Below are 25,950 nucleotides of genomic sequence, written 5' to 3'. Positions count from 1 at the left end.
CTCAGCTTTTCTTCAGCAAGCCCGTCACGACCGGCGCGATCTTGCCGACGATGATGTTCACCCCGGCCGGATTGGGATGGATGGAATCGGCCTGCATCAGCCTGGGATTCCCGATCACGCCGTCGAGGAAGAAGGGGTAGAGCGGCAGGCCGTAATCCTTCGCCAGCCGGGGATAGATGGCGTCGAACTTCGCGCCATAATCCTTGCCCATATTGGGCGCGGCCATCATGCCGGTGAGCAGCACGGGGATCTGCCGCTGCCTGAGCTGGTCCAATATGGCGCGCAGATTCTTCTCGCTGTCCTCCGGCGGGAGGCCGCGCAGCATGTCGTTGCCGCCCAGGTCGAGCAGCAGCAGGTCGGGCTTGCGCGGCAGGCCGTCGAGCGTGAAGGCGAGACGCTGCATGCCGCCCAGAGAGGTTTCGCCCGAAACCCCGGCATTGCGGACCTGAACCGCCAGCCCCTTCGCCTTCAGCGCCTGTTCGAGGCGGAAGGGGAAGCTTTCATTCTGCGCCACGCCATAGCCGGCATAGAGGCTGTCCCCGAAGGCGAGGACCAGCTTGCCGTCGGCCATCGGGGCAGCGGCGTTCCGGACCTCGGCCGTCGGCGCGGCGCTATTGTCGGCGGCGGGTTCGCCCGAACAGGCGGTGAGCAATTGCACAATCGCCATGGCGCCCACATATATCGACCATCTTCCCGCCTTCATGGGGTTCCTTTCGCTGATGCACGGCTCGTCCTCCCTTGCCCATATTGCGATTGAAGCGCGCAATGTCACCCTTTCGCTTGGCACGCGCGAGGCGCCGACGCTGATTTTGAAGGGCGTCGACCTTTCCATTCCCAGGGGCGAGAGTCTGGCGATCCTCGGGCCGTCGGGATCGGGCAAGTCGTCATTGATGGCGATATTGTCGGGGCTGGAGCGCGCCAGCGGCGGCGAAGTGCGGGTCGCCGGGATCGATTATGGGCCGCTGGACGAAGACGCTCTGGCGCGGGCGAGGCGCGGGCGCGTGGGCATCGTGTTGCAGAGCTTCCACCTGCTGCCCACCATGACGGCGGTGGAGAATGTCGCCGTGCCGCTGGAACTGGCGGGCTTCGGGGATGCCTTCGCGCGCGCGGCGGGCGAACTGGAGGCGGTGGGACTTGGGCACCGGCTGCACCATTATCCGGCCCAGCTTTCGGGCGGCGAGCAGCAGCGCGTGGCCATCGCCCGCGCCGTCGCGCCGGGGCCGGACATCATCTTCGCGGACGAGCCGACGGGCAATCTGGACGGCGCGACCAGCGGGGCGATCGTCGAACTGCTGTTCGCCCGGCGGGAAGCGAATGGCGCGACATTGGTGATCATCACCCATGACCCCGGACTGGCGGAGCGGTGCGACCGCGTCGTGGAGATGCGCGATGGGCTGATTGTCGCGGACCGGAGGCTGTGACGGGGCCCGAAACCGCGCTGGGCTGGCGCGGCTGCTGGCGGATCGCCCAACGCGACCTGCATCGCGGCTTCCGGGGGTTGCGGCTGCTGTTCATCTGCCTGTTCCTGGGCGTGGCGACGCTGGCGACCATCGGCGGGCTGACCGCCGCGATCACCGGCGAGATTGCGAGCAAGGGGCAGGTGTTGCTGGGCGGCGACGTCGAGGTGGCGATGTCCCAGCGCGAGGCCGGCGCGGCGGAGAAGGCGGCCTTCCGGCGCGAGGGCGTGCTGAGCGAGACGATCAGACTGCGGGCCATGGCGCAGCGGGTGGGGGAGGGCGCCGGACCCTCCGCCGTGCTGACCGAACTCAAGGGCGTGGACGGGGCCTATCCGCTTTATGGCGCGCTGGTGCTGAAAGGCGGGCGGGGCGGGCCGATGCGCGCCGACGAGCTGGTCATCGGACAGGCGCTGGCGGACCGGCTGGACGTGAAGCCGGGCGATGGCCTGCGCTATGGCGCGGCGACCTTCCGCATCCGCGACATCATCGTGGAGGAGCCGGACCGGGTGGGGGAGGGCTTCACCCTGGGGCCGGTCGCGCTCACCTCCATAGAGGGCATCAGGCGCAGCGGCCTGATCCAGCCGGGCAGCCTGTATGAGAGCAAATATCGCATCCGCCTGAGTGCGGGCGGGGATGCCGGGGCGGCGGGCGAGCGGCTGAAGCGCGCCTTCCCGTCCGCCGGGTTCGAGATCAAGAACCGCGACGGCGCGGCGCCGGGGACCAGCCGTTTCCTGGAGCGGATGGGGCAATTCCTGTCGCTGATCGGCCTCGCGGCGCTCGCCATCGCGGGAATCGGGGTCAGCAACGGGGTCGCGTCCTATCTGGCGGTCAAGCGCAACGGCATTGCGACGCTGAAGATATTGGGCGCTTCCTCCGCCGACATCGCCCGCATCTATCTGATGCAGATCGGCGCGGTGGCCGTGCTGGCCATTGGCTGCGGGCTGGCGGCGGGGGTCGTGCTGCCGCTGGGGCTGGTGACGGCGATGCGGGACATATTGCCGGTGCAGCCCGGTTTCGCCATCGCGCCCTGGCCGCTCGTCACCAGCGCGCTTTACGGACTGCTGATCGCCTTCATCTTCACCGTGCCGCCACTGGCGCGGGCACGGACCCTGCCCGCCGCTGCCCTGTTCCGCGAAACGGTGGACCGGCGGCGCGGGGTCGATCGGCTGAGCATGATCGCGGTGGGCGCGGCGGGGGCGGCCGCCGTGGCGCTGGCGCTGGGCACGGCGCGGGAGCCCTGGTTCGCGGCGGCGATGCTGGGCGCGGTCGCGGCCATGCTGGCGCTGCTGACCGGCATCGGCCTATTGGTCCGGCGCGTCGCCCGTCGACTGCCCGCGCCGCGTCGTCCGCTTGCCCGGCTGGCGGTCGCCAATCTCCATCGGCCCGGCGCGCAGACGTCGGCGCTGGTGGTGGCGCTGGGGCTGGGCCTGACGCTGTTTGTGACGCTGGCGGCGATCCAATCGAGCCTCAGCGCCGAAATCCGCAACACCGTGCCCCGCACCGCGCCGGACCAGTTCGTGCTGGACATCCCCATCGCCGCCAGGGACAGGTTCCTTGCGCTGGTCGGCAGGGAGGCGCCGGGGGCCAAGGTCAATATGGTGCCGACCCTGCGCGGGACGATCGTCGCCTATGGCGGGCAGCGGGTGGCGGACCTCAAGGAACTGCCCGAGGGCGCCTGGTTCCTGCGCGGTGAGCGGGGCGTCACCTATAGCGAGGCGCTGCCCGAGGGGTCGGAACTGGTCGAGGGGCAATGGTGGCCCCGCGACTATGCCGGGCCGCCGCTCGTCTCGCTCGACCGCGAGGCGGCGGAGGTGATGGGCGTCGGCATCGGCGACATGCTCACCGTGTCCGTGCTGGGGCGCGAGATCGAGGCGCGCATCGCCTCCCTGCGGCAGGTCAATTGGGAGACGATGGGTTTCAACTACATCATGGTCTTCTCCCCCAACACGCTGCGCAGCGCGCCGCACAGCCTGTCGGCGACGATCACGATGAAGGGCGCGTCGGAAGGGGCGATGACACGCGCGCTGCTGGCGGCCTTCCCCTCCGTCTCGATCATCGCCGTGGGCGAGGTGGTGGCGCAGGTCACGGTGCTGCTGGGGCAGATGTCCACGGCCATCGTGCTGGCGGGATCGGTCGCGATCCTGGCGGGGATCGCGGTGCTGATCGGGGCGATTGCGGCGTCGCGCCAGGCGCGGGCCTATGACAGTGTGATCCTGAAGACGCTGGGCGCGACCCGCTGGCAGATATTGGGCGCGCAGGGCATTGAATATGCGCTGCTGGCCGGTGTGCTGGCGCTGGTGGCGCTTGGCCTTGGCCTTGGCGCGGGCTGGTTCGTGATCGTGCGGATATTCGATTTCCACTGGGCGCCGGACTGGCTGCTCGTACTCTCGACCCTGGGCGCGGGGGCGGTGCTTACACTGGGGATCGGGCTGTTGGGGTCGATCCCGCTGATGTCGGTGCGGCCGGCCCGCGCCTTGCGGGCGTTGTAGGGAGCGGCCCTGTCGCGCAGGGAAGCGGCCGCTACTGCGCGAACAACCGTTTCGGCAGCACGACATGCACGCCCTTGTTGCGGTCGACGAGCCATCGCCCGCAACGCTGCCTCGCCCAGAAAGTCGATCATGTTGCGAAGCGCCTTGCGCGTGGCGTGGCTGTCCATATTACCACGATGGATGGCGGGCGGCGAGGAATCGAACCTGCCGCGTGCGGTCGGCCGCGCCACGCCCATGCTGCCGAAGAAGGGCGCTAACGGTATTTCGATGCCGAGGTTGAAAAGCCCCACCATCCGGTCGCGGTCCAGCGGCACGATCCGGATTCGGGAACAGGGGAAGTTGTCCGTCAGGAAGCGCCCGCTATAGCGGAAGATGTGATGGCGAGCGGGCGGCTCAATTGCCGTTCGTCACCATGGGGGCGCTGAACGGCGCTAATGTCCGGGTGGGGCTGGAGGATTCGCTGTTCGCAGGGAAGGGGAATTGGCGACATCCAATGCGGAGCAGGTCGCGCTGATCCGGTCCATCCTCGAACTTCTGTCGCTGGAGGTCGCGACGGCGGAGGAGACCCGCGCCATCCTTGACCTCAAGGGCGCCGACAATGTCGCCTTCTAGGCACGGGCCGGCGGGCAAGAGGATGAGGCAAGGACCGCTTGCGCGTTCAGGCAGGCGCCGTCCGGGAATCTACGGATAGGAATGAAGGGCCGGTGAGAGGAACTTCCGGGGGATCGCCACTGAGGCGAACCATCTGGAAGGGATCGGCCATCGTGAAAGCCTTGATCTATGGAGGACCGGGCGAGAAGAGCCTGGGCGAAAGGGCCAAGCCGCAGATCGCGGAGGGCGGCGACGCGATCGTCCGCGTGACGCACACCACCATCTGCGGCACCGATCTTCATATCCTGAAGGGCGATGTGCCGGGTTGCGCGCCCGGCCGCATATTGGGGCATGAAGGCGTCGGGGTGATCGATTCCGTCGGGCCTGCCGTCACCAACTTCACGCCCGGCGACCATGTCCTCATTTCCTGCATCACTGCCTGCGGACGGTGCGACTATTGCCGGCGCGGCATCTATTCCCATTGCAGGACCGGCGGCTGGCTGCTGGGCAACGAGATCGACGGGACGCAGGCGGAATATGTCCGCATACCCCATGCCGACACCAGCCTCTATCCCATTCCGGCGGGGATGGACGAGGAAGCGCTGGTGATGGTGAGCGACATCCTGCCGACCGGCTTCGAATGCGGCGTGCTCAACGGCAAGGTCGCGCCCGGAAGCAGCGTCGCGATCGTGGGCGCGGGGCCGATCGGGCTGGCGGTGCTGCTGACCGCGCAATTCTATACTCCGGCGCAGATCATCATGATCGACATGGACGCCAACCGGCTGGCCGTGGCCCGGCGGTTCGGCGCCACATGCACCATCGACAGCCGGTCCGAAGACCCGGTGGAGATCGTCAGGGGCCTGACGGACGGACAGGGCGTCGACGCAGCCATAGAGGCCGTCGGCGTCCCTGCCACATTCGAGCTTTGCCAGGACCTTGTCGCGCCGGGCGGGGTGATCGCCAATATCGGCGTGCATGGCAGGAAGGCAGACCTGCATCTCGAACGGCTCTGGTCGCATAATATCACGGTGACGACCCGGCTGGTGGACACGGTGACCACGCCGATGCTGCTGAAGACGGTGGCTGCGGAGAAGATCGACGCCGGGCAGCTCGTCACCCACCGCTTTTCGCTGGACGCCATATTGGACGCCTATGACGTTTTCGGGCGGGCGGCGAAGACCCAGGCCTTGAAGGTCCTGATCACGCCCTGAGCCGGTCGAAGGCGGCAACCGGCTTTCCGCCTGAAGGGATGCGGCGATAAAGATCCGGCGCGCGCGATCTTGCGTCCGGTTCACCGCGGCGCGCTCCAGAATGGCGGCGCGAAGCGGGTTTTCGATGAGGGAGAAACAAGATGTCGATGGTGGATCGGGTCAGGCAATCGCTGGATGTCGTCTTTCTGGCGACGCTGTCGTTCGGACTGGTGATCGCGATTTGCGCGATCATCCTGGCCAAGCTGCCGGGCTGAGGGGGGTGAGGGCGCGGCTTGTGGCGGGACGGCGGTCACGCCTTGCTGTGGTCCAGCGCCGCCATCAGGTGGACCGACAGGTCCTGGATCGTGAACGGCTTGGCCAGCAGCGGCACGCCCTCCTTCGCGGCGGAGGCCGCCGCGGCGCTGTAGCCCGTCATCAGCATCGTGCCCAGATGCGGCCAGTGCTTCCTGATCCGCAGCGCCAGCTCCATGCCGCCGACCTCGCCCGGCATGATCATGTCGGAAAGGATCAGGGAGAAATCGTCCGCTCGCTCCAGCCGGCGCAGCGCCGCGTCGCCATTGTCGACCCGCTCCATCTCATAGCCCAGCGTCGTCAGCATGCCGCCCACCGTGTCGGCCACCGTGTCGTCATCCTCCACCAGCAGGATGCGCTGCCTGCCGGAGGCGCCGACGGGTTCGGCCGGCCTGTCGCTTTCCCGGGGCGCGAGCAGGGATCGCGGCAGCAGCAGGGTGATGGTCGTCCCCCTACCGACGATGCTGTCGACCAGCACCTCCCCGCCCGACGCCCGCGCGAAGCCGTAGACCTGGCTGAGGCCAAGCCCCGTGCCCTGACCGACCGCCTTGGTCGTGTAGAAGGGTTCGAAGATCTTGTTGACCAGTTCCGGCGCGATGCCGGCGCCGCTGTCCGTCACCGCGATCTGCACCCGGTCGGGCAGGTCGCCATGGACCGGGCGGTTCGCGCCTTCGATGACGATGGTGCCGCCCTTCTGCATGGCGTCCCGGGCGTTGAGGGCGATGTTGAGGATCGCCACCTCCAGTTCCGACGCATCCACCTCCACCGGCCAGAGGTCCGCGGGAAGGTGCATGGTCACCCCTATGCTTTCGCCCAGCGATCGTTCGAGCAGCGCATCCATGCCCCTGATCCGCTCCCGCAGGTCGACGACCTCCGGGTTGAGCGGGGTGCGGCGGGAGAAGGCGAGCAGTTGCCGCGTCAGTTTCGCGCCCCGGTCCAGCGCCTGGCGTATCCCGGCGCGCAGCTTCTCCAGCCTGGCCGCGTCCTGGGTGCGTTCCATGAGGTCGAGACCGCCGGAAGCGACCATCAGCAGATTGTTGAAATCATGCGCGACGCCGCCGGTCAACTGGCCCATCGCCTCCATCTTCTGCGACTGGCGCAGCGCCTCTTCGGCCTGCTGGCGGCTGGCGATTTCCGCCTGGAGAGCCTGGTGCGCGCGGCGCAGCGAGGAATAGGAGGCGGCGAGCATCACGATCAGCACCGCCGCCGCGATGACGATGACGGCGATGCCCAGATAGCGGGTCAGGCGGCGCGACAGGCTGTCCATGGTGGATTGGAGATAGACGGAGCCGAGCCGCGTGCCGCCCTGCTTCACCGGGACGGTGACGGCGAGCGCGGCGGGCGGCGCGTCCCGGCTGGCCTCCTCCGCCCGCTTGGGCAGCCGGGCGGGAGGGCGCGCGAAGCCGGCGGCGAAGGCGCCCTTGCCGTCATAGGCGGCGACCGCGACGATCTGGGGATCGGCCTTCAGCGCGTTCAGATATTCCTGGAGCGCGACATCGTCCTCGAACGCCAGCGGGGCGGCGATCCCATTGGCCAGAACCTGCGCCTGGACGGTCGTCTGCCGCAGCTTTTCGACGCGGCCGAGCTGTTCGAGCTGGATGGCGGCGGCCAGCCCCGCGGCCAGCAGCAGGAAGGCGATCAGGACGGCGGAAAGGGGCGTCGCCATCTGTCCGACGACTTTGCCCAGGCTGAGCCGGCTTGGGGTCGCTTGCTTCATTTCCGGTTCACCGCGATGGCAAGGCCCAGCAATTTGGAACTGATCTTGAGGCCGTTGGCCCGGGCCGCGCCGTCATCGATCTGGAACCGCACCCGGCCGCTCTGCCGCACGAATTCGATCATCGCGCCGCTGGGCCCCGCGCTCTTGTCCGCGACCGTCAGCACCGGCTGCCCCTCTGTCGTCGCGAAGGGCGCATAGCCGGGATCGGTCGAGTGTCCGGCGAACAGGATGTGGCAGCCGGTCGGGCCCGCTTCGCCGCCAGCACGCCGCACCACCACCGGCCGACCGACCATCTTCTGGCCTCGCACCACCTCGTTGAGCAGGGTGCCGAACGGGTCCTCTCCGACGACGCAGATGACGAAATTCCTTTCCGTCCCGGAAAATGCCGCCGGGGGCCATTCCACGAAGGGCGCGAACTTGAACAGGAAATTCGCCTGGATTGCGCGTTCCAGCGTCGTCGGCGAATTGGCCGGCACCGGCGCCGGAACGACGATCGCGGCCGCCGCGAGACAGGACAGGGCGGCCCATCGCCGGCGTCGTGCCCGCCTGCCGCGCGGTGAAGGGTTCAGATCGTCCATTTGAGCGCCACGAACACGCTGCGGCGGAGCGGCGTCGCCTGCGAAGCGGGAAGCTCACGGTGGCGGCGGTGCAGCAGGTTGAAGCCCGATACCGACAGTTCGGCGCGCTCATCGAATTGCCAGCCCAGTCTTGCCCCCAGCTCCACATAGCCCGGCACATGGGGGTCGGGCAGGGCGGACACATAGCGCAGGTCGAAATCGACATTGACCTCCGGCCCGATGTCCATGGAGGAGCGCAGCGTCGCGCGGTGTTTGGGATCGTTGCCGACCTGCGACACGCCGAGCAGGGGCACCGAGTCCGGCTTGAAGCGGAACTTCTGGATCAGCAGGCTGTAGCCGGGCTTGAGCCGCCACCAGCTTGCCAGACGGATGTCGGCCCAGGCGTCGAAGCCATAGCTGTCGCCCTTTATCCCATTGCCCCAGCGCAGCGGCAGCAGCCCCTCCGGCGCCGGCTCCACCGTCCGCAGGTCGTCATAGACATTGTAGAAGGCCGAGACCGAAAGCGACGCGCGGGGCGAGAGCATCAGCCGCGTGCCCAGTTCGAAGGCGGTCAGCTTTTCGGAGCGGAAGCTTGGAAGGGCGGTCAGGAAGACGGTGCCTTCGATGGATTCGACCACATCCTCGTCGAAGGGGGTGGGGGAACGCACCGCGCGGGAGACCGCGCCCCAGACCAGGGTCCCGGGGTCGGGCTTCCAGGACAGGCGAACGCTGGGGAGAAAGGTGAGGTCCATGTAGCTGCGCTGCTCCAGCTTGGCCCCGACCGTGCCCGTGATGGACGGCGTCAGGGCGATGCTGTCCTGCGCGAACAGATTGCCGACGAAAAGGTTTCGCCGCTCGGGCACGAAGTCCAGGCCGGGAATGTCGCGGATCACATAGCGGCCGAGGCGCGCCCCGCCGCCCCAGACGATGCTGTGGTTGCGCCCCAGGGTGAAGCTGTGCTGCCCCTCCACATCGAAGGTGTCGAGCGCGAAGCGGCCGCCGTCATCCTCGATCTTGCGGGCGGTGTGGTCGTAATAGGCCTGGAGCTGAAGCGTCGCGCCGGACGCCGCGCCATGGCGCCAGCGGGCAAGCAGGTCGTAGCCGTGCAGGCTCTCGTCGGGCGCGGTCCCCCGCGAGCGGGAGCCGTAATAGCCGTCCCCCTGCACCATCAGCGCGTCGGCGGGGGTCGCGTTCCAGTCGAAGCGGAAGCCGCCCTGGGTCCGGCGGTTGCCGTCGTCCGCGTTCGACGCGCTTTCGAAATTCTCATGGCGCTTCACGAACAGGCGATAGCTGGCGTTGCCGCCGGCATGGCCGCCATAGCGCAGCCCCAGATCATAGGTGCTGTTGCCGACCACGCCGGTGCCGTACAGGCCCTGTGTCGCCCCTGCGTCGCGGGTGATGATGTTGATCACGCCATTGACGGCGTTCGATCCCCAGAGCGTGGCGCCGGGGCCGGAGATCACCTCTATGCGGTCGACATCCTCCGGCAATATGTCCTGCATGTCCCAATAGACGCCGGAATAAAGCGGCGAATAGACGCTGCGCCCGTCGATCAGCACGAGCAGCTTGTTGGAGAAATTCTGAGCGGCGTCGTTGCCGCCAAGCCCGCGGGCGGCGACGACCGTATCGTTGGGGCCGCCGCGCATGACCTGCAGATTGGGGGCGAGCCGGAGAATGCCGGGCAGCGTCAGCGTGCCTGAACGGACGATGTCGTCATGGGTGATGACATAGATGGATGCCGGGGAGTCGGCCAGCGAAGCCGCCGACCGGGTGACGGACGTGACGTCCAGCTTCGACAGCGCGGCGATCGGCATGTCGCGCAGTTCTTCGATGCTCTGCGCCTGGGCGGCCGTACCGTATAGGGACAGAAGGCCCACGGCCACTCCGCCGAACGCCGCGCCGCCAAAAGCCCATGCCATTTTCGTTCATCCCCCTGCGCTGCCCATTGCGCTTGCCCCCGGCGCGAGGATCGCCCGCGCATCGTGGAGTCGTTACGCAGCCGCGTCAGAAAAGTTCCACGCCAACCTCCGCAATTCCATGCATAATGTGCCTGAAACCCACGGTCGGACGCCGGCAGCCGCACGCCGCCTTCACAGGGCCGCAAGGCTCTTGGCCAGATCGATCTGCTTGAAGGGCTTGGTCAACCGTGGCAGTTCCGCCGAAATTCCGGCATTTTCGGCATAGCCGGAAATCAGCAGCGCCCTGATCTCCGGCTTCAGCGCCCTCGCCTGCTCGATCAGGTCGGTGCCGGTCGTGCCGGGCATCAGATGGTCGGTGACCAGCACGTCGATGCCCGGCTCTGCCTTCATGATCGCGAGCGCATGTTCGGCGGAGCTGGCCTCCAGCACGTCATATCCCAGTTCGCGCAGCATGTGCACGGTGCTGGCGCGCACCAGTTCCTCATCATCCACCACCAGCGCCATGCCATGGTCCAGCTTGACCGGGGCGATGTCCGGCCCGGCGGCTTCCTTCCCGGCCTCGATCTCGCTGGTCGGCAGCCAGAGGCTGATCGTCGTGCCATGGCCCACGGCGCTTTCGATGGTGAGGCCGCCGCCCAGCTGCGCGGCCAGGCCATGCACCATCGACAGGCCAAGGCCGGTCCCCTGACCCACGCCCTTGGTCGTGAAGAAGGGCTCTATCGCCTTTTCTGCGGTCTGCTGGTCCATGCCGATGCCGGTGTCGGCCACCGACAGCCTGACATATCGCCCCTCCCGCAGATGCAGCCGGTTGTCGGCCGCCATGCTGTCGCAGTTCACGCCGATGCGAAGCTGCCCGCCGTCCGGCATCGCGTCGCGCGCATTCACCGCCAGGTTCAGCAACGCCATTTCGATCTGGTTGGCGTCGGCATGAGCGGCGGGCAGGTCGTCCGCCACCGCCAGTTCGACCTGCACGCGCGGGCCCGACGTGCTGACGATCAGGTCGCGCATGTCCCGCACCAATCCCCCAATGTCGATGGCGGTGGGCTGCAGCGGTTGCCGCCGCGCGAAGGCAAGCAGCCTTTGCACCAGCATCTTCGCCCGGTCGGCCGATTGCAGGGCGCCTTCGATCAGTCGCCGTTCCCGATCGGTGCCCAGGCCGCGGCGATGGAGCAGGTCGAGGCTGCCGACGATCGGCGTCAGCAGGTTGTTGAAATCATGGGCGACGCCGCCGGTCAACTGGCCCATGGATTCCAGCTTCTGCGACTGGCGCAGCGCCTCCTGCGCCAGTTCCAGTTCATGCGAGCGCTGCTGCACTCGCTCCTCCAGCGTTTCGTTGAGCGCGCGCAGGCGCTCCTCGCTCTGGCGAAGCGCTGCCTCCATGCGGCGGCGTTCGGTGATGTCGTTGAACAGCACGGCGATCTGGGGCGCCCTGGGGTCGCCCACGCGAAAGGCATAGACGTCGTACCAATAGCCGCCCAGCGCATCGGCCGCGTCCTCGAAGCGGACGGCCTCGCCGGTGCAGGCGACCTGGCCGTAAATGTCGAACCAATGCTGTTCATGCTCCGGCACGAGCGAGCGCATCCGCTTTCCCACCGCATCGCTGAGCCCGGTATGGCGCGCAAAGGCGGGATTGGTCTCTATGAAGAGATAGTCGACCGGCTTCCCCGCTTCGTCGAAGATCATCTCTATGATGCAGAAGCCCGCCTCGATCGAATCGAACAGGGTGCGATATTTCTCCGCGCCGCGATGCAGTTCCTCCAGCCTCGCGCGGGCGTCATATTGCCGCCGGCGGCCGCGCAGCGCCGAACGGGCAAGGCTGATCAGCGTGGTGGGGTGGAAGGGCCGCTCCAGGAAATTGACGTTGCCCAGCATCTCCAGATAGCGCGACGCCGATGGGTTGCGCTCCAGCCCGCCGCCGCGGCGGGTCAACAGGATGAAGGGGAAGTCCGACCATTCCGGCTGATCCTGCAACCAACCGACCAGCGGGTGCAGGTCGCGATTGTGCAGCGCCTCCTCCGTCACCAGCGCGAAGCCGGCGCCATGGTCGATGCCGTTCAGCAGGGCGGGAAGATCCCGGCAGATCTGCGACCGCAATCCCGCCTCGGCCAGCATCGATGCCGCGATCTCCGCATCGCGCCCGACGGGAGCGAGGATCAGCGCCCGTTCGGAAAGATGCGGTATCACGCCTTCTTGTCTTCGAGCAGCGCCGGCGGGCTGCCGACGAAATGCGGAACCCCGCGCAGCACGCCCTGGAAGCCCACCAGCGGTTTGCCCAGGCGAATGCCGTAAGATCCGATGCGGAATTCGCGGATCGTGTCCTCATGCGATCCGGTCCGCTTCTTGATGATCGACATGGCGCGGCGCACCCGGCCCAGCGCTTCGAAATAGCGCAGCAGGATGACCGTGTCGGCCAGATAGGTGACATCGACCGGCGTCTTCATGTCGCCCACCAGCCCATGCTGCGCGACCGTCAGGAAGGTGGTGGCCCCCTGCCGGTTCAGATATTGCAGCAGCTCATGCATGTGCAGGACCAGCGCATTTTCTTCCGGCATGGCGGACTGATAGCCGTTCAGGCTGTCGATGACGACGGTCCTCACGCCATGCCGTTCCACGCAGTTGCGCACCCGCTGGGCAAATTCGCCGGGGGACAGTTCGGCCGCGTCCACCTGCTCGACGATCAGGTCGCCGCTCCCGGCCATGGCCTGCATGTCGATGCCAAGGCCCAGGGCGCGTTTGAAGAGCAGGCCCATCTCCTCGTCGAAGACGAACATCGCCGCCTTTTCCCCGCGCCGGATCGCCGCCGTGACGAAGGTGAGGGCGAGCAGGGATTTGCCGGTGCCCGCCGGGCCGAGGACGAGCACGCTGGAGCCCCGCTCGATCCCGCCGCCCAGCAGGGCGTCGAGTTCGCCGGAATCGCTTTTCAGCACGTCGCGAACGAAGCTGGTCTTGTGTTCGGCCGACACCAGCCGGGGAAAGACACGGACGCCGCCCTTCTCGATGACGAAATCGTGGAAGCCGCCGCGAAAATGCCGGCCGCGATATTTGATGATGCGCATCCGGCGGCGCTCCGGGCCGTAGCCGGGCGACAGTTCCTCCAGCCGGATGACGCCATGGGCGACGCTGTGCACGGTCTTGTCCGCCACCTCCGCCGTCAGGTCGTCCAGCATCAGCACCGTCGCATTCTGTTTCGAGAAGAAGTGCTTGAGCGCCAGTATCTGGCGGCGGTAGCGCAGCGAGCTTTGCGCCAGCAGGCGGATTTCCGACAGGCTGTCCAGCACCACCCGGTCCGGCCGGACCCGCTCGAACGCATCGAAGATGCGGCGGGTGGTCTCGCCCAGTTCCAGGTCGGACGAATAGAGCAGGCTTTGCTGCTGCTGCTCGTCCAGCAGGCTTTCGGGCGGCACCAGTTCGAACAGGTCCACCCCCTCCAGCGTCCAGCCATGCGATGCCGCGCTCTCGCGCATCTCGTCCTCGGTTTCGGACAGGGTGATGTAGAGGCAGCGTTCGCCGCGCCGGGCGCCCTCGATCAGGAACTGCATCGCGATGGTGGTCTTGCCCGTGCCCGGACTGCCTTCCAGCAGGAAGACCCGGCCGCGGGTCAGCCCGCCGGAGAGAATGTCGTCAAGGCCATCCACCCCCGCCAGGGCCTGTTCGGTCGAATAGGTCTCCACGTCATCTCCTTTCAGGGCAGGAGCATCGGCGATTACCATGGGAAGCGGCCGCCCTGAATGCGTCGCAGATTGATTTCGATCAAGTCAGGCCTATCCGATGCGCGTCACGAGCCGGACGCGCCGCTTTCCCTGTCGTCGATCTGTTGCCGCGCCTCCGACGCTGCCCTGATGAGTTCGTTCGCCGTCTCTTCCGCGGCATCCGGCGTCATGCTGATGGCGACCCCGTCCGGGCCGTCGAGCATCACCTGTCCTTCCTCTGCATAGGCCTTGCCGGATTCATCGAAAACGCCGTCTCGGGGCATGGACCATCCTCTTCCGTTCATGTGGGAAGGACGCTCCGCAGGCGGATGCGGTTCCCTCAGCCGCCGATGAACAGGTAGGATGGGTCGTAATCGCACAGCCGCCGCAGCGCGGCGAGATCGGAGATGGTGACCCTGCCGCGCTGGACCTGGAGCAGTTCCCGTTCCCGGAGTTCCCGCAACATGCGATTGATGTGCACCGACGTCATGCCGCACGCCTCGCCCAGATCGGCCTGGGTCAGCGGCAGCGCGAACCGGCTGCCGTCGCTCAGCCCCACGGCGCGCAGCTTCGCCTCGATCTCGCAGAAGAAATGCGCGATCCGCGCGACGGCGTCGAGCCGGCCGAGGCGGAATATCCATTCCCGGTGCATGGCGGCGTCCAGCAGCGTGCTGAACCACAGCAGCTTCGTCAGATTGGGCCGCTGGGCCAGCAGGCCGTCCAGCGCCTCATGCGGGACCATGGCGATCTTGGAAGCGCTGAGGGTCGCGACATCATGGTCCAGCCGCCCCAGCGGATAGCCGTGGAGGTCGACGAAATCGCCGGGGACGTGGACGGCGACGAGCTGGCGTAGGCCGTTGCGGTCGTCCATGTAGCGGCAGATGAACCCTTCCATCAGGTAAGTGCTGCATGCGATCGGTTCGCCCGCATGGGCGAGCAGCTGGCGCGCATGGGTCTTGCGGACTTGGCTGACGCTGGCCTCCAGCGCCGCGAGATCCTGATCCGACAATTGCTCGCGGCGACGATTGCGGAGGAAGTCGGCAAAGATCATCGGCAGCATGTCTCCCCAGGGCATGGAGGCCCGGCCAATGGCTTATCAGCAGGGCCTGCCGGCGGCCAGCCTCTTCTCTCCGGCCTTTGGTCCCATGGCCCGGCCGGGATGAGGCGGGACGGCGGCAGCGAAGCGAAGTCCGCTTCCGTCTCACCTATTCTGCGGCGCGGTCATCGTCTCATCCAGCAGGCGGGGGACGACGGCGGCGAGTTCGCGCGCCAGGAAACCGATCCTGCCGATCTCTTCCGACAGCGCCCGTCCCGCCGCCCCGTGCAGCCAGCAGCCCCAGGCCGCGGCGCGGAACGGATCGGCCCCACGCGCCAGCAGGCCGCCGATGATGCCCGCCAGAACATCGCCCGATCCCGCCGTGGCCAGGCCTACGCAGCCCCCGTCGAAGCGGAGCAGCCGGCCGGACGGATCGGCCAATATGCTTTCCTGCCCCTTGAGCAGGATGACCGACCGGAAGCGGCCGGCCATGTCGGCTGCGACGCCTTCGGGATCGGCGGCGACGGCGGCTTCATCCATCCCCGCGAAGATCGCCATCTCCCCGCGATGGGGCGTCATGATCACGCGGCCCTCATGGCTGGCGATGACGGCGGCCAGGTCGCGGGCGGAGGTCAGCGCCGCCGCATCCAGCACGACGCCAAGGCCCTGGCGCGGGGACGCGAGCAGGCGCGCCACCAGCGTGTCGGTGCGGTCGCTGACGCTCATCCCCGGTCCCAGGACCATGGCGTCGCATCGTCCGACATGGTCCTCCAGCATGGCCACGGCCTGGGCGGCGATCTCGCCATTGCGGTCGGACGGCAGCGCCAGCATCGACGCCTCGGGCACCAGCACGCCCAGCGCGGTCGCGACCGACTGGACCGTCGCCAGCTGCACCTTGCCGGCCCCCGCCCTGAGCGCTGCCTCCCCCGTCAGGCGCAGGGCGCCGGGGACGAATTCGGCGCCGCCGATCACAACCACGCGGCCGCGCTCATTCTTGTCCGATGCGTCCGCGAGCCCCGGCAGCGGATGGTCGTACAGCCAGCGGCGATCGATCCGTGGCGGGCTCATCCGCGCGCTCCCGCAATGGCGTCGGGCGCCTTGGTGACGGGCGTGCGGTCCTCCTCCATCGGCGCGGTGACATTGTAGCGCTGAAGGACCAGCCGGCCGTCGCGGCCCGCATCCGCCTCCAGCCGATAATCGGTCACGGCGCAGTTCGCGACGTCACCCTTCGCGTCGATGGCGAGAATCTCGGTTTCCGTGAGGCTCTCCAATATATAGCGCATGCACAGCACCACGACCTGATGGCTGAAGATCATCACCCGCCGCCCGGCATAGTGGAGCGAGATGGTGTCCATCACCGACCGCAGGCGAAGGATGACGTCGCACCAGCTCTCTCCGCCGGGCGGGCGATGATAGAATTTTCCCAGCAGGCGGCGGAATTCGGCCTGGTCGGGGAAGATGTTGCGGATGCCGCCGGTGGTGAGGCCGTCCAATATGCCGAACTCCTTTTCGCGAAGCCGCTCGTCGAAGCAGATCGGCTCCTCCCCCGCCGCGCCGCCATGGTCGCGGAAGAGCCGGGCGGTCTGGCAGGCGCGCAAATAGGGGGAGGACAGCAGCACATCCGGACGGCAATCCTCTGGCTGGCGCGCGAACCAGCGGCCGAGCGAAGCGGCCTGTTCCCGCCCCAGATCGCTCAGCGGCACGTCGGCATCGCGGATGGACAGGGCGATGCGGTCGGCCGCCGCTTCATGAGCGGCGTCCCGCGCAACATTGCCAGCGCTCTGGCCATGGCGCGCGATGATCAATTGGGCGGGCCAGCGGATCGTCATCTGACTTCTTCTCCTTCCCTTCTTCCCTGCATTGGAGGGACAACGCCCGGGCGGCGGATCGGCTTCATCCCGCCGCGCGGGCGGACCCTTCGCGCCCGCCATTCGTATAGTCCGTTCCATAATCGGGAGATGATGATCATGAGCGATGCGCATAAGCTGAAGGAACATCTGTGGGATCGCATGTCGGACAGCCCCTTCATGATGCTGGGCCTGACCGGCAGCGGGCAGCATAGCGAGCCGCTGACCGTCCAGTTGGACAAGGACCAGGTGGATACGCTGTGGTTCTTCGTGGGCAAGGACAACCGTCTGGCCGGCGGCGGCGCGGCGATGGGCCAGTTCGTTTCCAAGGGGCACGATTTCTTCGCCTGTTTCGCCGGTCGCGCGCGCATCGACAATGATCCGGCGATGATCGACAAGCTGTGGTCGACGACGGTCGAAGCGTGGTTTCCGGGCGGCAGGTCGGACCCCAATCTGGCCCTGCTGCGCTTCGACATCGACGAGGCGGAGTTGTGGGAGGCGGACGTGTCGCTGACCGGAAAGCTCAAGATGCTGTTCGGCGGCAGGATACGCCCGAGCGAGGAGGGCAGCCACGCCAGGGTCGAGACGACGGCGAAGTGACCTGGCGATCCGGCGGCGAGCCGCCGGATCGAAACGGGCGTGCGTTTCGCGGCGGTCCTGTGTAGGAGGCGGTCGGGGGGGCGGATGCCGGTCCGCCCGCATGGTCTTTTCGCAAGGATGGCGGTGCCGATGGAACACAGGTCCGTGGATGCGGTGCTGCTCGACATGGACGGCACGATCCTGAACTCCATCAAGGTGGCGGAACGGGTCTGGGGCGAATGGGCGCTGCGCCATGGACTGGATGTCGACGCTTTCCTGCCGACCGTCCATGGCGTGCAGTCGGTGGAGACGATCGGGCGGCTGGGCCTGCCCGGCGTCGATCCGGTGGCGGAGGCGGCGCTCGTCACCCAGGCGGAGATCGATACGGTCGACGGGATCGAGGCGATCGAGGGCGCGGCGGCGTTTCTCGCGGCGCTGGCCGATTGCCGCTGGGCCGTCGTCACCTCAGCCCCGCGGCAGCTTGCGCTGCGCCGCATCCAGGCCGCTGGGCTGCCCGTTCCGCCGCTGCTGATCGCGGCGGAGGATGTGGAACGCGGCAAGCCCGCCCCGGACTGCTTCCATCTGGCCGCCGAGCGTCTGGGAACGACGGCGGACCGCTGTCTGGTGATCGAGGATTCGGTGGCGGGGATCATGGCGGCGGAGCGTGCGGGCGCAAGCATCCTGGTCGTCACCGCGACCCATCACCGGCCGATGGAGACCCCGCATCCCGCCATTGTCGACTATCGCGGCCTTGGCGCGGCTCCTGCCACCGGCGGGTCCGTCCGCATCGGACCCATTGGCTGAGGCCAGGAGGACGCTGCGTCAGATCGGACGACGCGCCATCGTCTTCCTTCGCTCAGGGCAGGGTCTGGCCGGTGCGGTCGGCCCAGAGTCGCCACCAATAGGCGATCTGCCCAGCCCGGAAATCGGGGGCGACGGCGGTCCTGCGGTCGATCAGCAGCGGGCCGCGATGAGGGCCTTCATATTCCGTCCAGCGCGGCAGAGCCCTGTTGCCCGACCCAAGGCCGTTGGGGTCGCCGTCCTTGATGAAATGCGCCCAATAATCCTGCATCATCGCGGCCAGACGCGCATTTTCGGCGCCCTGCGACGCCTTGGCCGCGCCCAGCGTATAGCCGAAATCGGCGCAATGCGGCGCGCCCGCCGCCTTGCCGCGCTCGGCGGGCGGGACATAGGCGAAATGATAGGACCAGCTTGGCTGCCAGCGCCCCGCGAGAGCCGCCGTCGCGGTCGCCGCCGCGGTGAAGATGAAGTCGGTCTGCACCTGCCGCAGCAGTTCCGCCGGGGGCAGCCTGCCCTGCGGATCATAGACCTTCCGCACCGCCGCCATGTCGATGCCGAAGCGGTCCTTCAGCACCCTTTCGTCAAAGCCCATCAGGCCGAAGATGCTCGCTTCATTGCTGGTGGAGCCGGCGATATAGGGGACGCGGGCGATATGCCCCCTGGCGAAGGCGATGGCGGTTTCCTCCGGGATCATCTCGCCGTCGACCACCGCGCCGAAATTGGGGGGGCCGGGATCGGCCGCCATGACTGCCGCCGGATCGAGCCTGCGCAGGGCGGCGATGGCCTCTTTGCCCTCGCCGGTCACGCCCGCGCGCGCGGCGAAGGCGACCCCCTCCCGCTCCGCCTGCGCCTGCGGACGGGTCGCATTGTTGATGCCGCCGCCGCTATGCGCGCTGGCGCGGGCGAACAGGCCGCGCGATTGGGGCGAGGCGACCAGCGCGTTGATGCTGGAGCCGCCCGCCGAGCAGCCCATGATCGTGACCTTGTCCGGATCGCCGCCGAAGCGCGCGATATTGTCGCGCACCCAGTTCAGACCGGCGACCTGGTCCATCAGCCAGTAATTGCCGGTCGGCGCCCCCGGCTGCTCCGCGCGCAGGCCGGGGTGCGAGAAGAAGCCGAGCCGCCCCAGCCGATAGTTGAGCGACACCACCAATATGCCGCGCCGGTTATAGATCCGGGCGGCATCGTCGAACAGTTCCGCGCCGGAACCCACGAAGAAGGCGCCGCCATGGATCAGCACCAGAACCGGCATCCTGCCGTCGAACGAGGGGGTGGCGACATTGATCGACAGGCAGTCCTCGCTTTGCGGAGCGCCGCGTTCATGGGTGGTCTCGGGCTGCGGGCAGATCGGGCCGAAGCGGGAGGCGTCGCGAGGGGTGGTCCAGGGGGCGGCCGGGTGCGGCGGCGTCCAGCGATGGTCGCCGCCGGTCGTCCGGGCGAAGGGGATGCCCTTGAAGACGCCGCCTTCGCCCTGCGCCACGCCGCGCACGGGTCCGGATGCGGTCGCCACCACCGGACCTGCCGGAGCCGCCGCGACCAGGCTGCCGCCGACCAGCGAAAGGCAGGCGGCGCCCGCCAGAAATGCTGCTGCCTTCACCCCATCTCTCCCCATGAAGGGCGGGCGGCGTCCCTTCGGTGCGCCGCCCGCCCCGTGATCAGAATTTGAACCGGACGCCGGCGGTGAACGCCCGTCCCACCGTGTCATAGGTGGAGATGATCGTCGGCAGGTTCACGCCCGGAATATCGGCGGCCACCAGCGGCGGATCGCGGTCGAACAGATTGTTGATCGTGATGAACGGTTCCAGGCTGCCGCCCCAACCCTCGATCTTCTGGCTGATGGTGAGGTCGGTGTACCAGACCGAAGGCGCCTTCGCCCCGGAATAATTGTTGTTCGGTTCGCGCGATCCGACCTTCACCGGACCGGTATATTGTTCGGAGACGAAGATGGTGAGCCCGCCGTCGCTGACATAGTTGAGGTTCAGCGTGCCGCGCCATTTCGGCCGGGCGATGGGACCATTGTTGATGCCGTAGCCCGCGGAGTCATAGGCGGGCACCGCCGCGCTCTGCCGCGTCACATATTTGTCGAGCCAGCTCACATAGGCGCGGGCGCTGAAATTGCCGTTGCCAAGGCGCGTCGCATAGCTGGCGTCGATGTCGACGCCCGCCGTTTCCAGCCTGGCGATATTGGCGGCCGCGATGCGGACCAGGCTGGGGAAGGCGGTCGGGCTTGGCCGGGTGATCAGCGCGCATTCGGGCGCAGAGGCATTGGCGACGCAGTTCTGCACGATCCGCGTGGTGTCGAGCGTGCCGATGGCGCCGTCGATCTTCAGGTTGAAATAGTCTGCCGACAGGCTGAAGCCGGGCAGGAAGCGCGGCGTCAGCACGAAACCGAAGGTTCTGGTCTTCGCCTTTTCCGGATCGAGCAGGCGGTTGCCGCCCGACACGGTGGAGACGTTCCCGCTCTGGCCCGACACCGGATCGGTCAGCAGCCCGATGCCGCTCTGGTCGCCCGCGAACAGGTCGAACAAGGTGGGCGCGCGGATGTCGCGGGAGATGGTGCCGCGCAGCAATATGTCCTGTACCGGCTTCCAGGTGAGGCCGACCTTCCACGTTTCGACCTGGCCCGACGTGCTGTAGTCGGTGATGCGGCCCGCGCCGTTCAGTTCCAGCGAGTTGAGGAACGGCATGTCCCTGACGATCGGCAGGTTGATTTCACCGAAGGCTTCCTTGACCGTCACGCTGCCCTGCGCCTGGCCCACATTGGTCAGCCAGTAGAAGAGGGAGGTCGAGGACACGCCGCGCAGGCCGGCGAAATATTCGCTGCGTTCAGCGGCGGTGTCGAGCCGCGAGGGGTCGCTGTTGCTGGTGAGGTCCAGCGACTGCTTGCGCCATTCGCCGCCGACCACGATGTCTACCGGACCGCCCGGCAGTTCGAAGGGCGAACCCTGGAACTGCAGCGCGGCGGCGTCATGCTTGATCCGCGCGTCATAGGACATGGTGCCGGTCGCATAATCATAGCCCGGCTGGTTGGTATAGGCGTCGCCGGTCAGGAAGATGTTGAGCGGCTGGCATCCGGCGAAGCGCGCCCGGATGACGGGATCGGCGCTCAGCGTCGGGCGGCAGACGATATTGCCGTTGGTGTCGCGCACGGCGTCCAGCGCGGCATAGGCCTTCTGATAGTCATAGAGGCCATGCTGGTCGACGCTGTGCCTGGAACTGCCATGGGTATAGTTGACCGACCATTTCCAGCCGTCGCCCAGATTGCCTTCGAGGCCCGCCGTCGCCATCCAGAAATCGGTGCGTTCCTGGGTGAAGGGCTTTTTCGCGCTGTCGCCCGAATATTTGCCGATGTTGAACTGCTGGCCGGGGGTCAGCGCCGCCTCGATCCGGGCGGGGATGAAGGGGTTGCCCTGGAAGACGGGGGCGTTCTGCGTACCGACCCAGGCATTGGACTGGCTGATATAGCTGAGTTCGCTGCGGGTGAAATTGCCCTGCACGAAGACATTGATGTCGTCCGTCACATCGTAGCTGAACCGGCCGAAGGTCTGGTAGGTGCGCAGCGGCGCGACCGCATGGACGTCCGACGGGATGACGAAGCCGTCGCCGCCGATGTTGAACGCCGCCGTTCCGGTCGGCGTGCCGTTGTCGAAGGGCCGGATCGTGCCGTCGCCGTTGATCTGGTAATTGGCGAAGGGGCCGTCCAGTATCTTGCCGTTGTCGCTGGCGAAGATCAGGTGGATATTGTCCTGAAGGATGCGTGGATTGGCGTTGGAGCCCGGCGCCGCTGTGCTGCCCGGAACGCTGCCGACATAGACGTAATTGGCGTTGCCGCCCTTGCGGTCGGACCGCAGCATGCCGTCATTATTATAATATTCGCCCGACAGAAGCAGATGGCCGCGCCCGCCGAACAGGTCCATGCCGCCGGCCAGGCTGATGCGCTGATTGCCATTGTCCCCGCGCTGCGACACGCCGGCCTGGACGCTGCCGGTGAGGCCGGTGAACTTGCGGTTGAGGACGAAGTTGACGACGCCCGCCACGGCGTCCGACCCATAAGCGGCCGATGCGCCCGCCGTCACGATGTCGACGCGCTGGAGCAGGGCGTTGGGGATGACATTGGTGTCGACCGTGCCCTGATAGGTGGTGGGCGGCACGCGCATGCCGTCGAACAGGATCAGCGTGCGGTTGCCGCCGACGCCGCGCAGGTTGAGGACATTGCCATGGCTGGCGCTGTTGGCGAAGTTGTGGGAACTGCGCGAGGGGCTGGAGCTGTTCTGGAACTGCGGCAGCTTGTTGAGCGCATCGGGCACGTTGGTGGGCGTCGCCTTGACCAGATCCTCCGTCGTGGCGACCGTCACGGGGGTGGGCGCGGTATAGCCGTCGCGCACGATGCGCGATCCGGTGACGATGATGTCGCTGGCGCCGGCGTCCGTGCCGGCGTCGGCCGGGTCTTCCGACCGGAGCTGGGCGCCGTCGACCTGGGGAGCGGTCTGCGCCATGGCCGGAGCGACAAGTGCCAGCAAGCTCACACCGACGCATGTGGCGGACGCAACGGACAGCTTCATCCCAAGTCTCCTCTCGCTGGAAGGGTTTGTTATTCAAATATATACTGTGATGCATAATTCGCTAGAAGCATAAAAAGTGCATGTCAATGCATTTTTCGCAAGCGGTTGCGCCGGGTGTCCGCCGCCATGCGGGCGGCGTCGTTGCGGCGTGACAGGGCAGGGCGTTTCGCCGGTGCATCGCAGGATCGGCTTGAAGGGCAGCCGCAACGGCTTCGTCGCGGCCACCCCTCTCATCTGGGGGCCGCGTTGTGTCTCTATCGCTCGGACGCGCTTTTCATCGCCGGTTCGACCGCGCTCCCGCTGTGGGCCGTTGCGACGAAATCAGGCGCCCAGGAGCGCCAGCGCATCGATCTGCCGCCGGGAAAAGCCTCTTTCGTAAAGGGCGGGCATGTGCCGTTCGGCAATCTGCCGCGTGCGGCCGGTCTCGCACAGGAAATCGCGCAGGGGCAGAAGATCGGCGGGCGGCGTGCGGGCGGTCCGGGGCGCGCCGATGATCGCGTTCAGCGCATGGGAAAGGCGCGCGCGCAGCGGTCCGGCGGGCGCCGGATCACCGCAGCCGCAATCGGCCACCGCGATCAGGGCAGCCTTCACATCGTGCCATTCTGCGGGGCTGAGCTCGGGCGGGGCGATATTCAGCATGGTCGTCCTCCTCTTGCGCAGGGTGAAGGGACGCGGCCCAAGGGCCGCGTCCGCTCCTGCTTTCGTTATGCCGCGTCCACCAGGACGATCTCGCTGTCCTCGATCGCGGTGACGCGGATCACGTCCATGTCGCTGATCGCCGCGCCGTCGCGGGCGTTGACGCGCACGTCGTCGATCCGGATCGCGCCGGTCGCCGGCACCAGATAGGCCTTGCGGTCGCGGCCGATCGGATATTCCGCGCTCTCCCCGGCCTTCAGCGTCGCCGCCACCACCCGCGCATCGGTGCGGATCGGCAGGGCGTCATTGTCATTGTCGTAGCCGGAGGCAAGGGTGACGAACTGACCGGCGCGGTCGCCCTTGGGGAAGGGCCGGGCGCCCCAGCTTGGCGCTTCGCCGTCGCGGGTGGGCAGAATCCAGATCTGGAAGATCCGGGTCGTCACATCCTCCAGATTATATTCCGAATGGCGGATGCCGGTGCCCGCGCTCATCACCTGGACGTCGCCGGCCTCTGTCCGGCCCTTGTTGCCCAGGCTGTCCTGATGCGTGATCGCGCCTTCGCGGACATAGGTGATGATTTCCATGTCGCGGTGCGGGTGCGGCGGAAAGCCCGTCTGGGGCGCGATGGTGTCGTCGTTCCAGACGCGCAGATTGCCCCAGTGCATGCGGGCGGGATCGTGATAGCCGGCGAAGGAAAAATGATGCTTGGCATCGAGCCAGCCGTGATTGGCGCCGCCGAGGCTGTCGAAGGGACGCAGTTCGATCATGTCTTGTCTCCTCATCGGGCGGGGGCCGGAAATGGCCTTGCCCTGTTGAACATCTCTTTACAGGCGTGCGGCTTTCCCGTTCAGTGGGATAAATTGCATCGAACCGTTCGAGGAAATGGAACAGTGAACAATCCGGGCATGCCGACCTTCGACCAGCTCCGCATCTTCCTGACGATCGTGGACAGCGGCAGTTTCGCGGCGGCGGGGCGCAGGCTGAACCGCGCCGTGTCCGTCATCAGCTATGGCATCGCCAATCTGGAGGCGCAGCTTGGCCTGATGCTGTTCGACCGGGAGGGGACGCGCAAACCGCAACTCACCGTCGCCGGCCGCGCCCTGCTGGCGGAGGCGCGCAGCATCGCCGACGGCGTCGACGGCCTGCGCGCGAAGGTGAAGGGGCTGCTCGACGGGCTGGAGGCGGAGGTCGACCTGGCGGTCGACGTGATGCTGCCGTCGGAGCGCCTGGGCCGCGTGCTGCGCGCCTTCGCCCGCGAATTCCCGACGGTCCAGCTTCGCCTGCATGCCGAGGCGCTGGGCGCGATCACCGCCATGGTGCTGGACCGCGCGGCGGTGGTCGGCATATCCGGGCCGTTGTCCGCAGGGGTCGAGGGGATCGAGAGCCGGACGGCGGGAGCAGTGGCGATGGTGCCGGTCGCCGCGCCCGATCATCCGCTGGGACGGATGGAGGCCATCGCGCCGGGCGCGGGGCGCGACCATATACAGCTGGTGCTGACGGACCGTTCGCGATTTACGGAGGGGCGGGATTATTCGGTGCGCAGCCCCAAGACCTGGCGCCTTGCCGACCTCAGCGCCAAGCATGCGCTGCTGCGGGAAGGCATCGGATGGGGCAATATGCCGCTGCCGATGATCGAGCCGGATCTGGTCGCGGGGACGTTGGTGCGGCTCGCCATGCCCGACCATGACGGGGGCATGTACCGTTTCTCCGCCATCTGGCGGCGCGACACGCCGCCGGGGCCGGCAGCCTCCTGGCTGCTCGATCAGTTCGTGGCGCTGGGCGCGCTGGACCGGGATGTGGAGGGCATGGGCGACATCTGATCAGGCGGGCGCCTTGGCGTCCGGGTGCAGGGCGCAGGCGGCGGTGCCGAAGAGGACCAGCGCGCCCGAGAGGATCAGCGGCGCGACGAGACCGGCGCGATTGACCAGCAAGGCCCCGATGGCCGCGCCCAGCAGGATGGCGGCGACGCCGCCGATGCGGCGGCCGCGATTGGGGCTGCTGCCGCCCGCCAGCGCCGAATCCGCCGCCAGCCCGGTGAGCGTGAGGGTGAGAACCGTGGTGGTGAGGTCCGGCACCTTGAGCTGGCGGACGGTCGCGTTGCGGAAGCCCATGGCAAGGCCGGTCAGCGCGATGATCGCATAGAGCGCGCTGCCGGGCGACTGGCTGGCGATGTCGAAGCCGGTGGCGACGCCCGCCGCGATCCAGAGCAGCACAGCCTCTACCAGTGCGGCCACCATCAGCCAGCGGCGCAGCGGCAGCCCGACATGATGCCTGCCCACGCGCCCCGCCACCAGCGCCCCGATCAGGAAGGCGGCGATGGCGGCCAGATAGGAGAGCGCGTGGAACCCCGGCGTACCCACGGCGGCGAAGCCCAGGAAGACGATATTGCCGGTCATATTGGCGGTGAACACCTTGCCCAGGCCCAGCACGCTGATCGCGTCGACCAGGCCTGTGGTGACGGAGAGCAGGAGGAGCAGCCAGGGCAGCGGCGCGGCGGGGCCGTTGGGAGCGGTCATGATGTCCTCGAATCGCTTGGCTGTTAAAGGGGGCTGGGCGCGTTTATCCGGT

General features: G+C 67.5%; 22 protein-coding genes and 1 pseudogene. 8 read left to right on the top strand and 15 right to left on the bottom strand.

Translation table 11 applies throughout. The features are described 5' to 3' along the window. Position 1: 1 nt before the first annotated feature. A complete protein-coding gene (locus TZ53_RS07760) occupies positions 2–703 on the bottom strand; it encodes an arylesterase (RefSeq protein ID WP_044660954.1) in 702 nt (233 codons plus the stop codon). Between TZ53_RS07760 and TZ53_RS07755 the strand changes: the two genes are divergently transcribed. The 5 genes and pseudogenes from TZ53_RS07755 (at position 702) to TZ53_RS07740 (ending at position 5,748) form a co-directional block, all read left to right on the top strand. Then, positions 702–1,421 (top strand): ABC transporter ATP-binding protein, encoded by a 720-nt coding sequence (locus tag TZ53_RS07755; protein ID WP_099186658.1) that lies wholly within the window; start codon positions 702–704, stop codon positions 1,419–1,421. The two genes, TZ53_RS07760 and TZ53_RS07755, sit on opposite strands and share 2 nt — an antisense overlap. Then, on the top strand, positions 1,418–3,946 hold the full coding sequence (locus TZ53_RS07750; protein ID WP_044660953.1) for an ABC transporter permease: 2,529 nt from the start codon (positions 1,418–1,420) through the stop codon (positions 3,944–3,946). Before TZ53_RS07755 ends, TZ53_RS07750 begins: the two co-directional genes overlap by 4 nt. Positions 3,947–4,075: 129 nt before the next feature. After that, positions 4,076–4,312 carry a hypothetical protein gene (locus tag TZ53_RS07745; protein ID WP_157009791.1) on the top strand — a complete coding sequence of 79 codons (237 nt, stop codon included), beginning with the start codon at positions 4,076–4,078 and terminating at the stop codon, positions 4,310–4,312. A gap of 46 nt (positions 4,313–4,358) precedes the next feature. Continuing rightward, a pseudogene (locus tag TZ53_RS26025) lies at positions 4,359–4,558 on the top strand (3-keto-5-aminohexanoate cleavage protein). A 152-nt stretch (positions 4,559–4,710) separates the two neighbouring features. Next, positions 4,711–5,748 carry a zinc-dependent alcohol dehydrogenase family protein gene (locus TZ53_RS07740; protein WP_044660951.1) on the top strand — a complete coding sequence of 346 codons (1,038 nt, stop codon included), beginning with the start codon at positions 4,711–4,713 and terminating at the stop codon, positions 5,746–5,748. Between the two features lie 289 nt (positions 5,749–6,037). Here TZ53_RS07740 and TZ53_RS07735 read toward each other — a convergent pair whose 3' ends face one another. The 9 genes from TZ53_RS07735 to TZ53_RS07695 all read right to left on the bottom strand — a co-directional run bounded on the left by TZ53_RS07735 (position 6,038) and on the right by TZ53_RS07695 (position 16,786). Beyond that, positions 6,038–7,756 carry an ATP-binding protein gene (locus tag TZ53_RS07735; protein WP_044660950.1) on the bottom strand — a complete coding sequence of 573 codons (1,719 nt, stop codon included), beginning with the start codon at positions 7,754–7,756 and terminating at the stop codon, positions 6,038–6,040. After that, on the bottom strand, positions 7,753–8,334 hold the full coding sequence (locus tag TZ53_RS07730) for a YfiR family protein (protein WP_044660949.1): 582 nt from the start codon (positions 8,332–8,334) through the stop codon (positions 7,753–7,755). The genes TZ53_RS07735 and TZ53_RS07730 overlap by 4 nt, the downstream gene beginning before the upstream one ends. Further along, entirely contained in the window at positions 8,322–10,232 is a 1,911-nt protein-coding gene (locus TZ53_RS07725) for a TonB-dependent receptor plug domain-containing protein (RefSeq protein WP_025548730.1), read from the bottom strand. Before TZ53_RS07725 ends, TZ53_RS07730 begins: the two co-directional genes overlap by 13 nt. Positions 10,233–10,403: 171 nt before the next feature. Further along, entirely contained in the window at positions 10,404–12,416 is a 2,013-nt protein-coding gene (locus TZ53_RS07720) for a hybrid sensor histidine kinase/response regulator (RefSeq protein WP_044660948.1), read from the bottom strand. Then, a complete protein-coding gene (locus TZ53_RS07715; RefSeq protein WP_044660947.1) occupies positions 12,413–13,903 on the bottom strand; it encodes an ATPase domain-containing protein in 1,491 nt (496 codons plus the stop codon). Before TZ53_RS07715 ends, TZ53_RS07720 begins: the two co-directional genes overlap by 4 nt. Before the next feature lie 104 nt (positions 13,904–14,007). Beyond that, positions 14,008–14,205 (bottom strand): hypothetical protein, encoded by a 198-nt coding sequence (locus TZ53_RS07710; RefSeq protein WP_044660946.1) that lies wholly within the window; start codon positions 14,203–14,205, stop codon positions 14,008–14,010. Between the two features lie 56 nt (positions 14,206–14,261). Next, positions 14,262–14,972, bottom strand: coding sequence for a Crp/Fnr family transcriptional regulator (locus tag TZ53_RS07705; RefSeq protein WP_025548724.1), 711 nt, complete (start codon positions 14,970–14,972; stop codon positions 14,262–14,264). Positions 14,973–15,122: 150 nt separating this feature from the next. Next, the gene (locus TZ53_RS07700) at positions 15,123–16,025 is read right to left on the bottom strand and encodes an NAD(P)H-hydrate dehydratase (RefSeq protein WP_052628169.1); all 903 of its coding nucleotides are present in this window, start codon (positions 16,023–16,025) and stop codon (positions 15,123–15,125) included. Continuing rightward, positions 16,022–16,786 (bottom strand): histidine phosphatase family protein, encoded by a 765-nt coding sequence (locus TZ53_RS07695; RefSeq protein WP_044660945.1) that lies wholly within the window; start codon positions 16,784–16,786, stop codon positions 16,022–16,024. Before TZ53_RS07695 ends, TZ53_RS07700 begins: the two co-directional genes overlap by 4 nt. Before the next feature lie 138 nt (positions 16,787–16,924). Here TZ53_RS07695 and TZ53_RS07690 point away from each other — a divergent pair, with 138 nt between their 5' ends. Continuing rightward, complete coding sequence (locus TZ53_RS07690; protein ID WP_025548719.1) at positions 16,925–17,404, top strand: pyridoxamine 5'-phosphate oxidase family protein; 480 nt, start codon at positions 16,925–16,927, stop codon at positions 17,402–17,404. Between the two features lie 129 nt (positions 17,405–17,533). Next, on the top strand, positions 17,534–18,187 hold the full coding sequence (locus TZ53_RS07685) for an HAD-IA family hydrolase (RefSeq protein ID WP_238320145.1): 654 nt from the start codon (positions 17,534–17,536) through the stop codon (positions 18,185–18,187). Positions 18,188–18,239: 52 nt separating this feature from the next. On the opposite strand, the gene TZ53_RS07680 is transcribed toward TZ53_RS07685, so the two are convergent. From TZ53_RS07680 to TZ53_RS07665, 4 genes are all read right to left on the bottom strand, one after another. Beyond that, positions 18,240–19,781 (bottom strand): carboxylesterase/lipase family protein, encoded by a 1,542-nt coding sequence (locus tag TZ53_RS07680; RefSeq protein ID WP_084694351.1) that lies wholly within the window; start codon positions 19,779–19,781, stop codon positions 18,240–18,242. Positions 19,782–19,839: 58 nt separating this feature from the next. Beyond that, positions 19,840–22,746, bottom strand: coding sequence for a TonB-dependent receptor domain-containing protein (locus TZ53_RS07675; RefSeq protein WP_044660942.1), 2,907 nt, complete (start codon positions 22,744–22,746; stop codon positions 19,840–19,842). Positions 22,747–23,067: 321 nt separating this feature from the next. Then, on the bottom strand, positions 23,068–23,385 hold the full coding sequence (locus tag TZ53_RS07670) for a hypothetical protein (protein ID WP_044660941.1): 318 nt from the start codon (positions 23,383–23,385) through the stop codon (positions 23,068–23,070). Between the two features lie 65 nt (positions 23,386–23,450). After that, on the bottom strand, positions 23,451–24,149 hold the full coding sequence (locus TZ53_RS07665; RefSeq protein WP_025548712.1) for a pirin family protein: 699 nt from the start codon (positions 24,147–24,149) through the stop codon (positions 23,451–23,453). Positions 24,150–24,272: 123 nt separating this feature from the next. On the opposite strand from TZ53_RS07665, the gene TZ53_RS07660 reads away from it, so the two are divergent. Continuing rightward, positions 24,273–25,202: a LysR family transcriptional regulator gene (locus TZ53_RS07660; RefSeq protein ID WP_044660940.1), complete on the top strand. Its 930-nt coding sequence runs from the start codon at positions 24,273–24,275 to the stop codon at positions 25,200–25,202. Here the strand turns inward: TZ53_RS07660 and TZ53_RS07655 are convergent, their stop codons facing one another. Further along, complete coding sequence (locus TZ53_RS07655) at positions 25,203–25,898, bottom strand: YoaK family protein (protein WP_044660939.1); 696 nt, start codon at positions 25,896–25,898, stop codon at positions 25,203–25,205. It abuts the gene before it with no gap. Positions 25,899–25,950: the final 52 nt, after the last annotated feature.

It is taken from the genome of Sphingobium sp. YBL2 (assembly GCF_000943805.1).
Classification (GTDB): domain Bacteria; phylum Pseudomonadota; class Alphaproteobacteria; order Sphingomonadales; family Sphingomonadaceae; genus Sphingobium; species Sphingobium fuliginis.
The sequence above is the reverse complement of the archived record's forward strand: the minus strand, read 5'-3'. Positions and strand labels throughout refer to the sequence as shown.

Coding starts and splice junctions, on each gene's coding strand:
- TZ53_RS07700 (WP_052628169.1), bottom strand. CDS start 16,025: ATGAGCCCGCCACGGATCGATCGCCGCTGGCTGTACGACCATCCGCTG.
- TZ53_RS07745 (WP_157009791.1), top strand. CDS start 4,076: ATGTTGCGAAGCGCCTTGCGCGTGGCGTGGCTGTCCATATTACCACGA.
- TZ53_RS07730 (WP_044660949.1), bottom strand. CDS start 8,334: ATGGACGATCTGAACCCTTCACCGCGCGGCAGGCGGGCACGACGCCGG.
- TZ53_RS07755 (WP_099186658.1), top strand. CDS start 702: ATGGGGTTCCTTTCGCTGATGCACGGCTCGTCCTCCCTTGCCCATATT.
- TZ53_RS07725 (WP_025548730.1), bottom strand. CDS start 10,232: ATGGCATGGGCTTTTGGCGGCGCGGCGTTCGGCGGAGTGGCCGTGGGC.
- TZ53_RS07685 (WP_238320145.1), top strand. CDS start 17,534: ATGGAACACAGGTCCGTGGATGCGGTGCTGCTCGACATGGACGGCACG.
- TZ53_RS07690 (WP_025548719.1), top strand. CDS start 16,925: ATGAGCGATGCGCATAAGCTGAAGGAACATCTGTGGGATCGCATGTCG.
- TZ53_RS07675 (WP_044660942.1), bottom strand. CDS start 22,746: ATGAAGCTGTCCGTTGCGTCCGCCACATGCGTCGGTGTGAGCTTGCTG.
- TZ53_RS07695 (WP_044660945.1), bottom strand. CDS start 16,786: ATGACGATCCGCTGGCCCGCCCAATTGATCATCGCGCGCCATGGCCAG.
- TZ53_RS07705 (WP_025548724.1), bottom strand. CDS start 14,972: ATGATCTTTGCCGACTTCCTCCGCAATCGTCGCCGCGAGCAATTGTCG.
- TZ53_RS07665 (WP_025548712.1), bottom strand. CDS start 24,149: ATGATCGAACTGCGTCCCTTCGACAGCCTCGGCGGCGCCAATCACGGC.
- TZ53_RS07710 (WP_044660946.1), bottom strand. CDS start 14,205: ATGCCCCGAGACGGCGTTTTCGATGAATCCGGCAAGGCCTATGCAGAG.
- TZ53_RS07670 (WP_044660941.1), bottom strand. CDS start 23,385: ATGCTGAATATCGCCCCGCCCGAGCTCAGCCCCGCAGAATGGCACGAT.
- TZ53_RS07655 (WP_044660939.1), bottom strand. CDS start 25,898: ATGACCGCTCCCAACGGCCCCGCCGCGCCGCTGCCCTGGCTGCTCCTC.
- TZ53_RS07735 (WP_044660950.1), bottom strand. CDS start 7,756: ATGAAGCAAGCGACCCCAAGCCGGCTCAGCCTGGGCAAAGTCGTCGGA.
- TZ53_RS07760 (WP_044660954.1), bottom strand. CDS start 703: ATGAAGGCGGGAAGATGGTCGATATATGTGGGCGCCATGGCGATTGTG.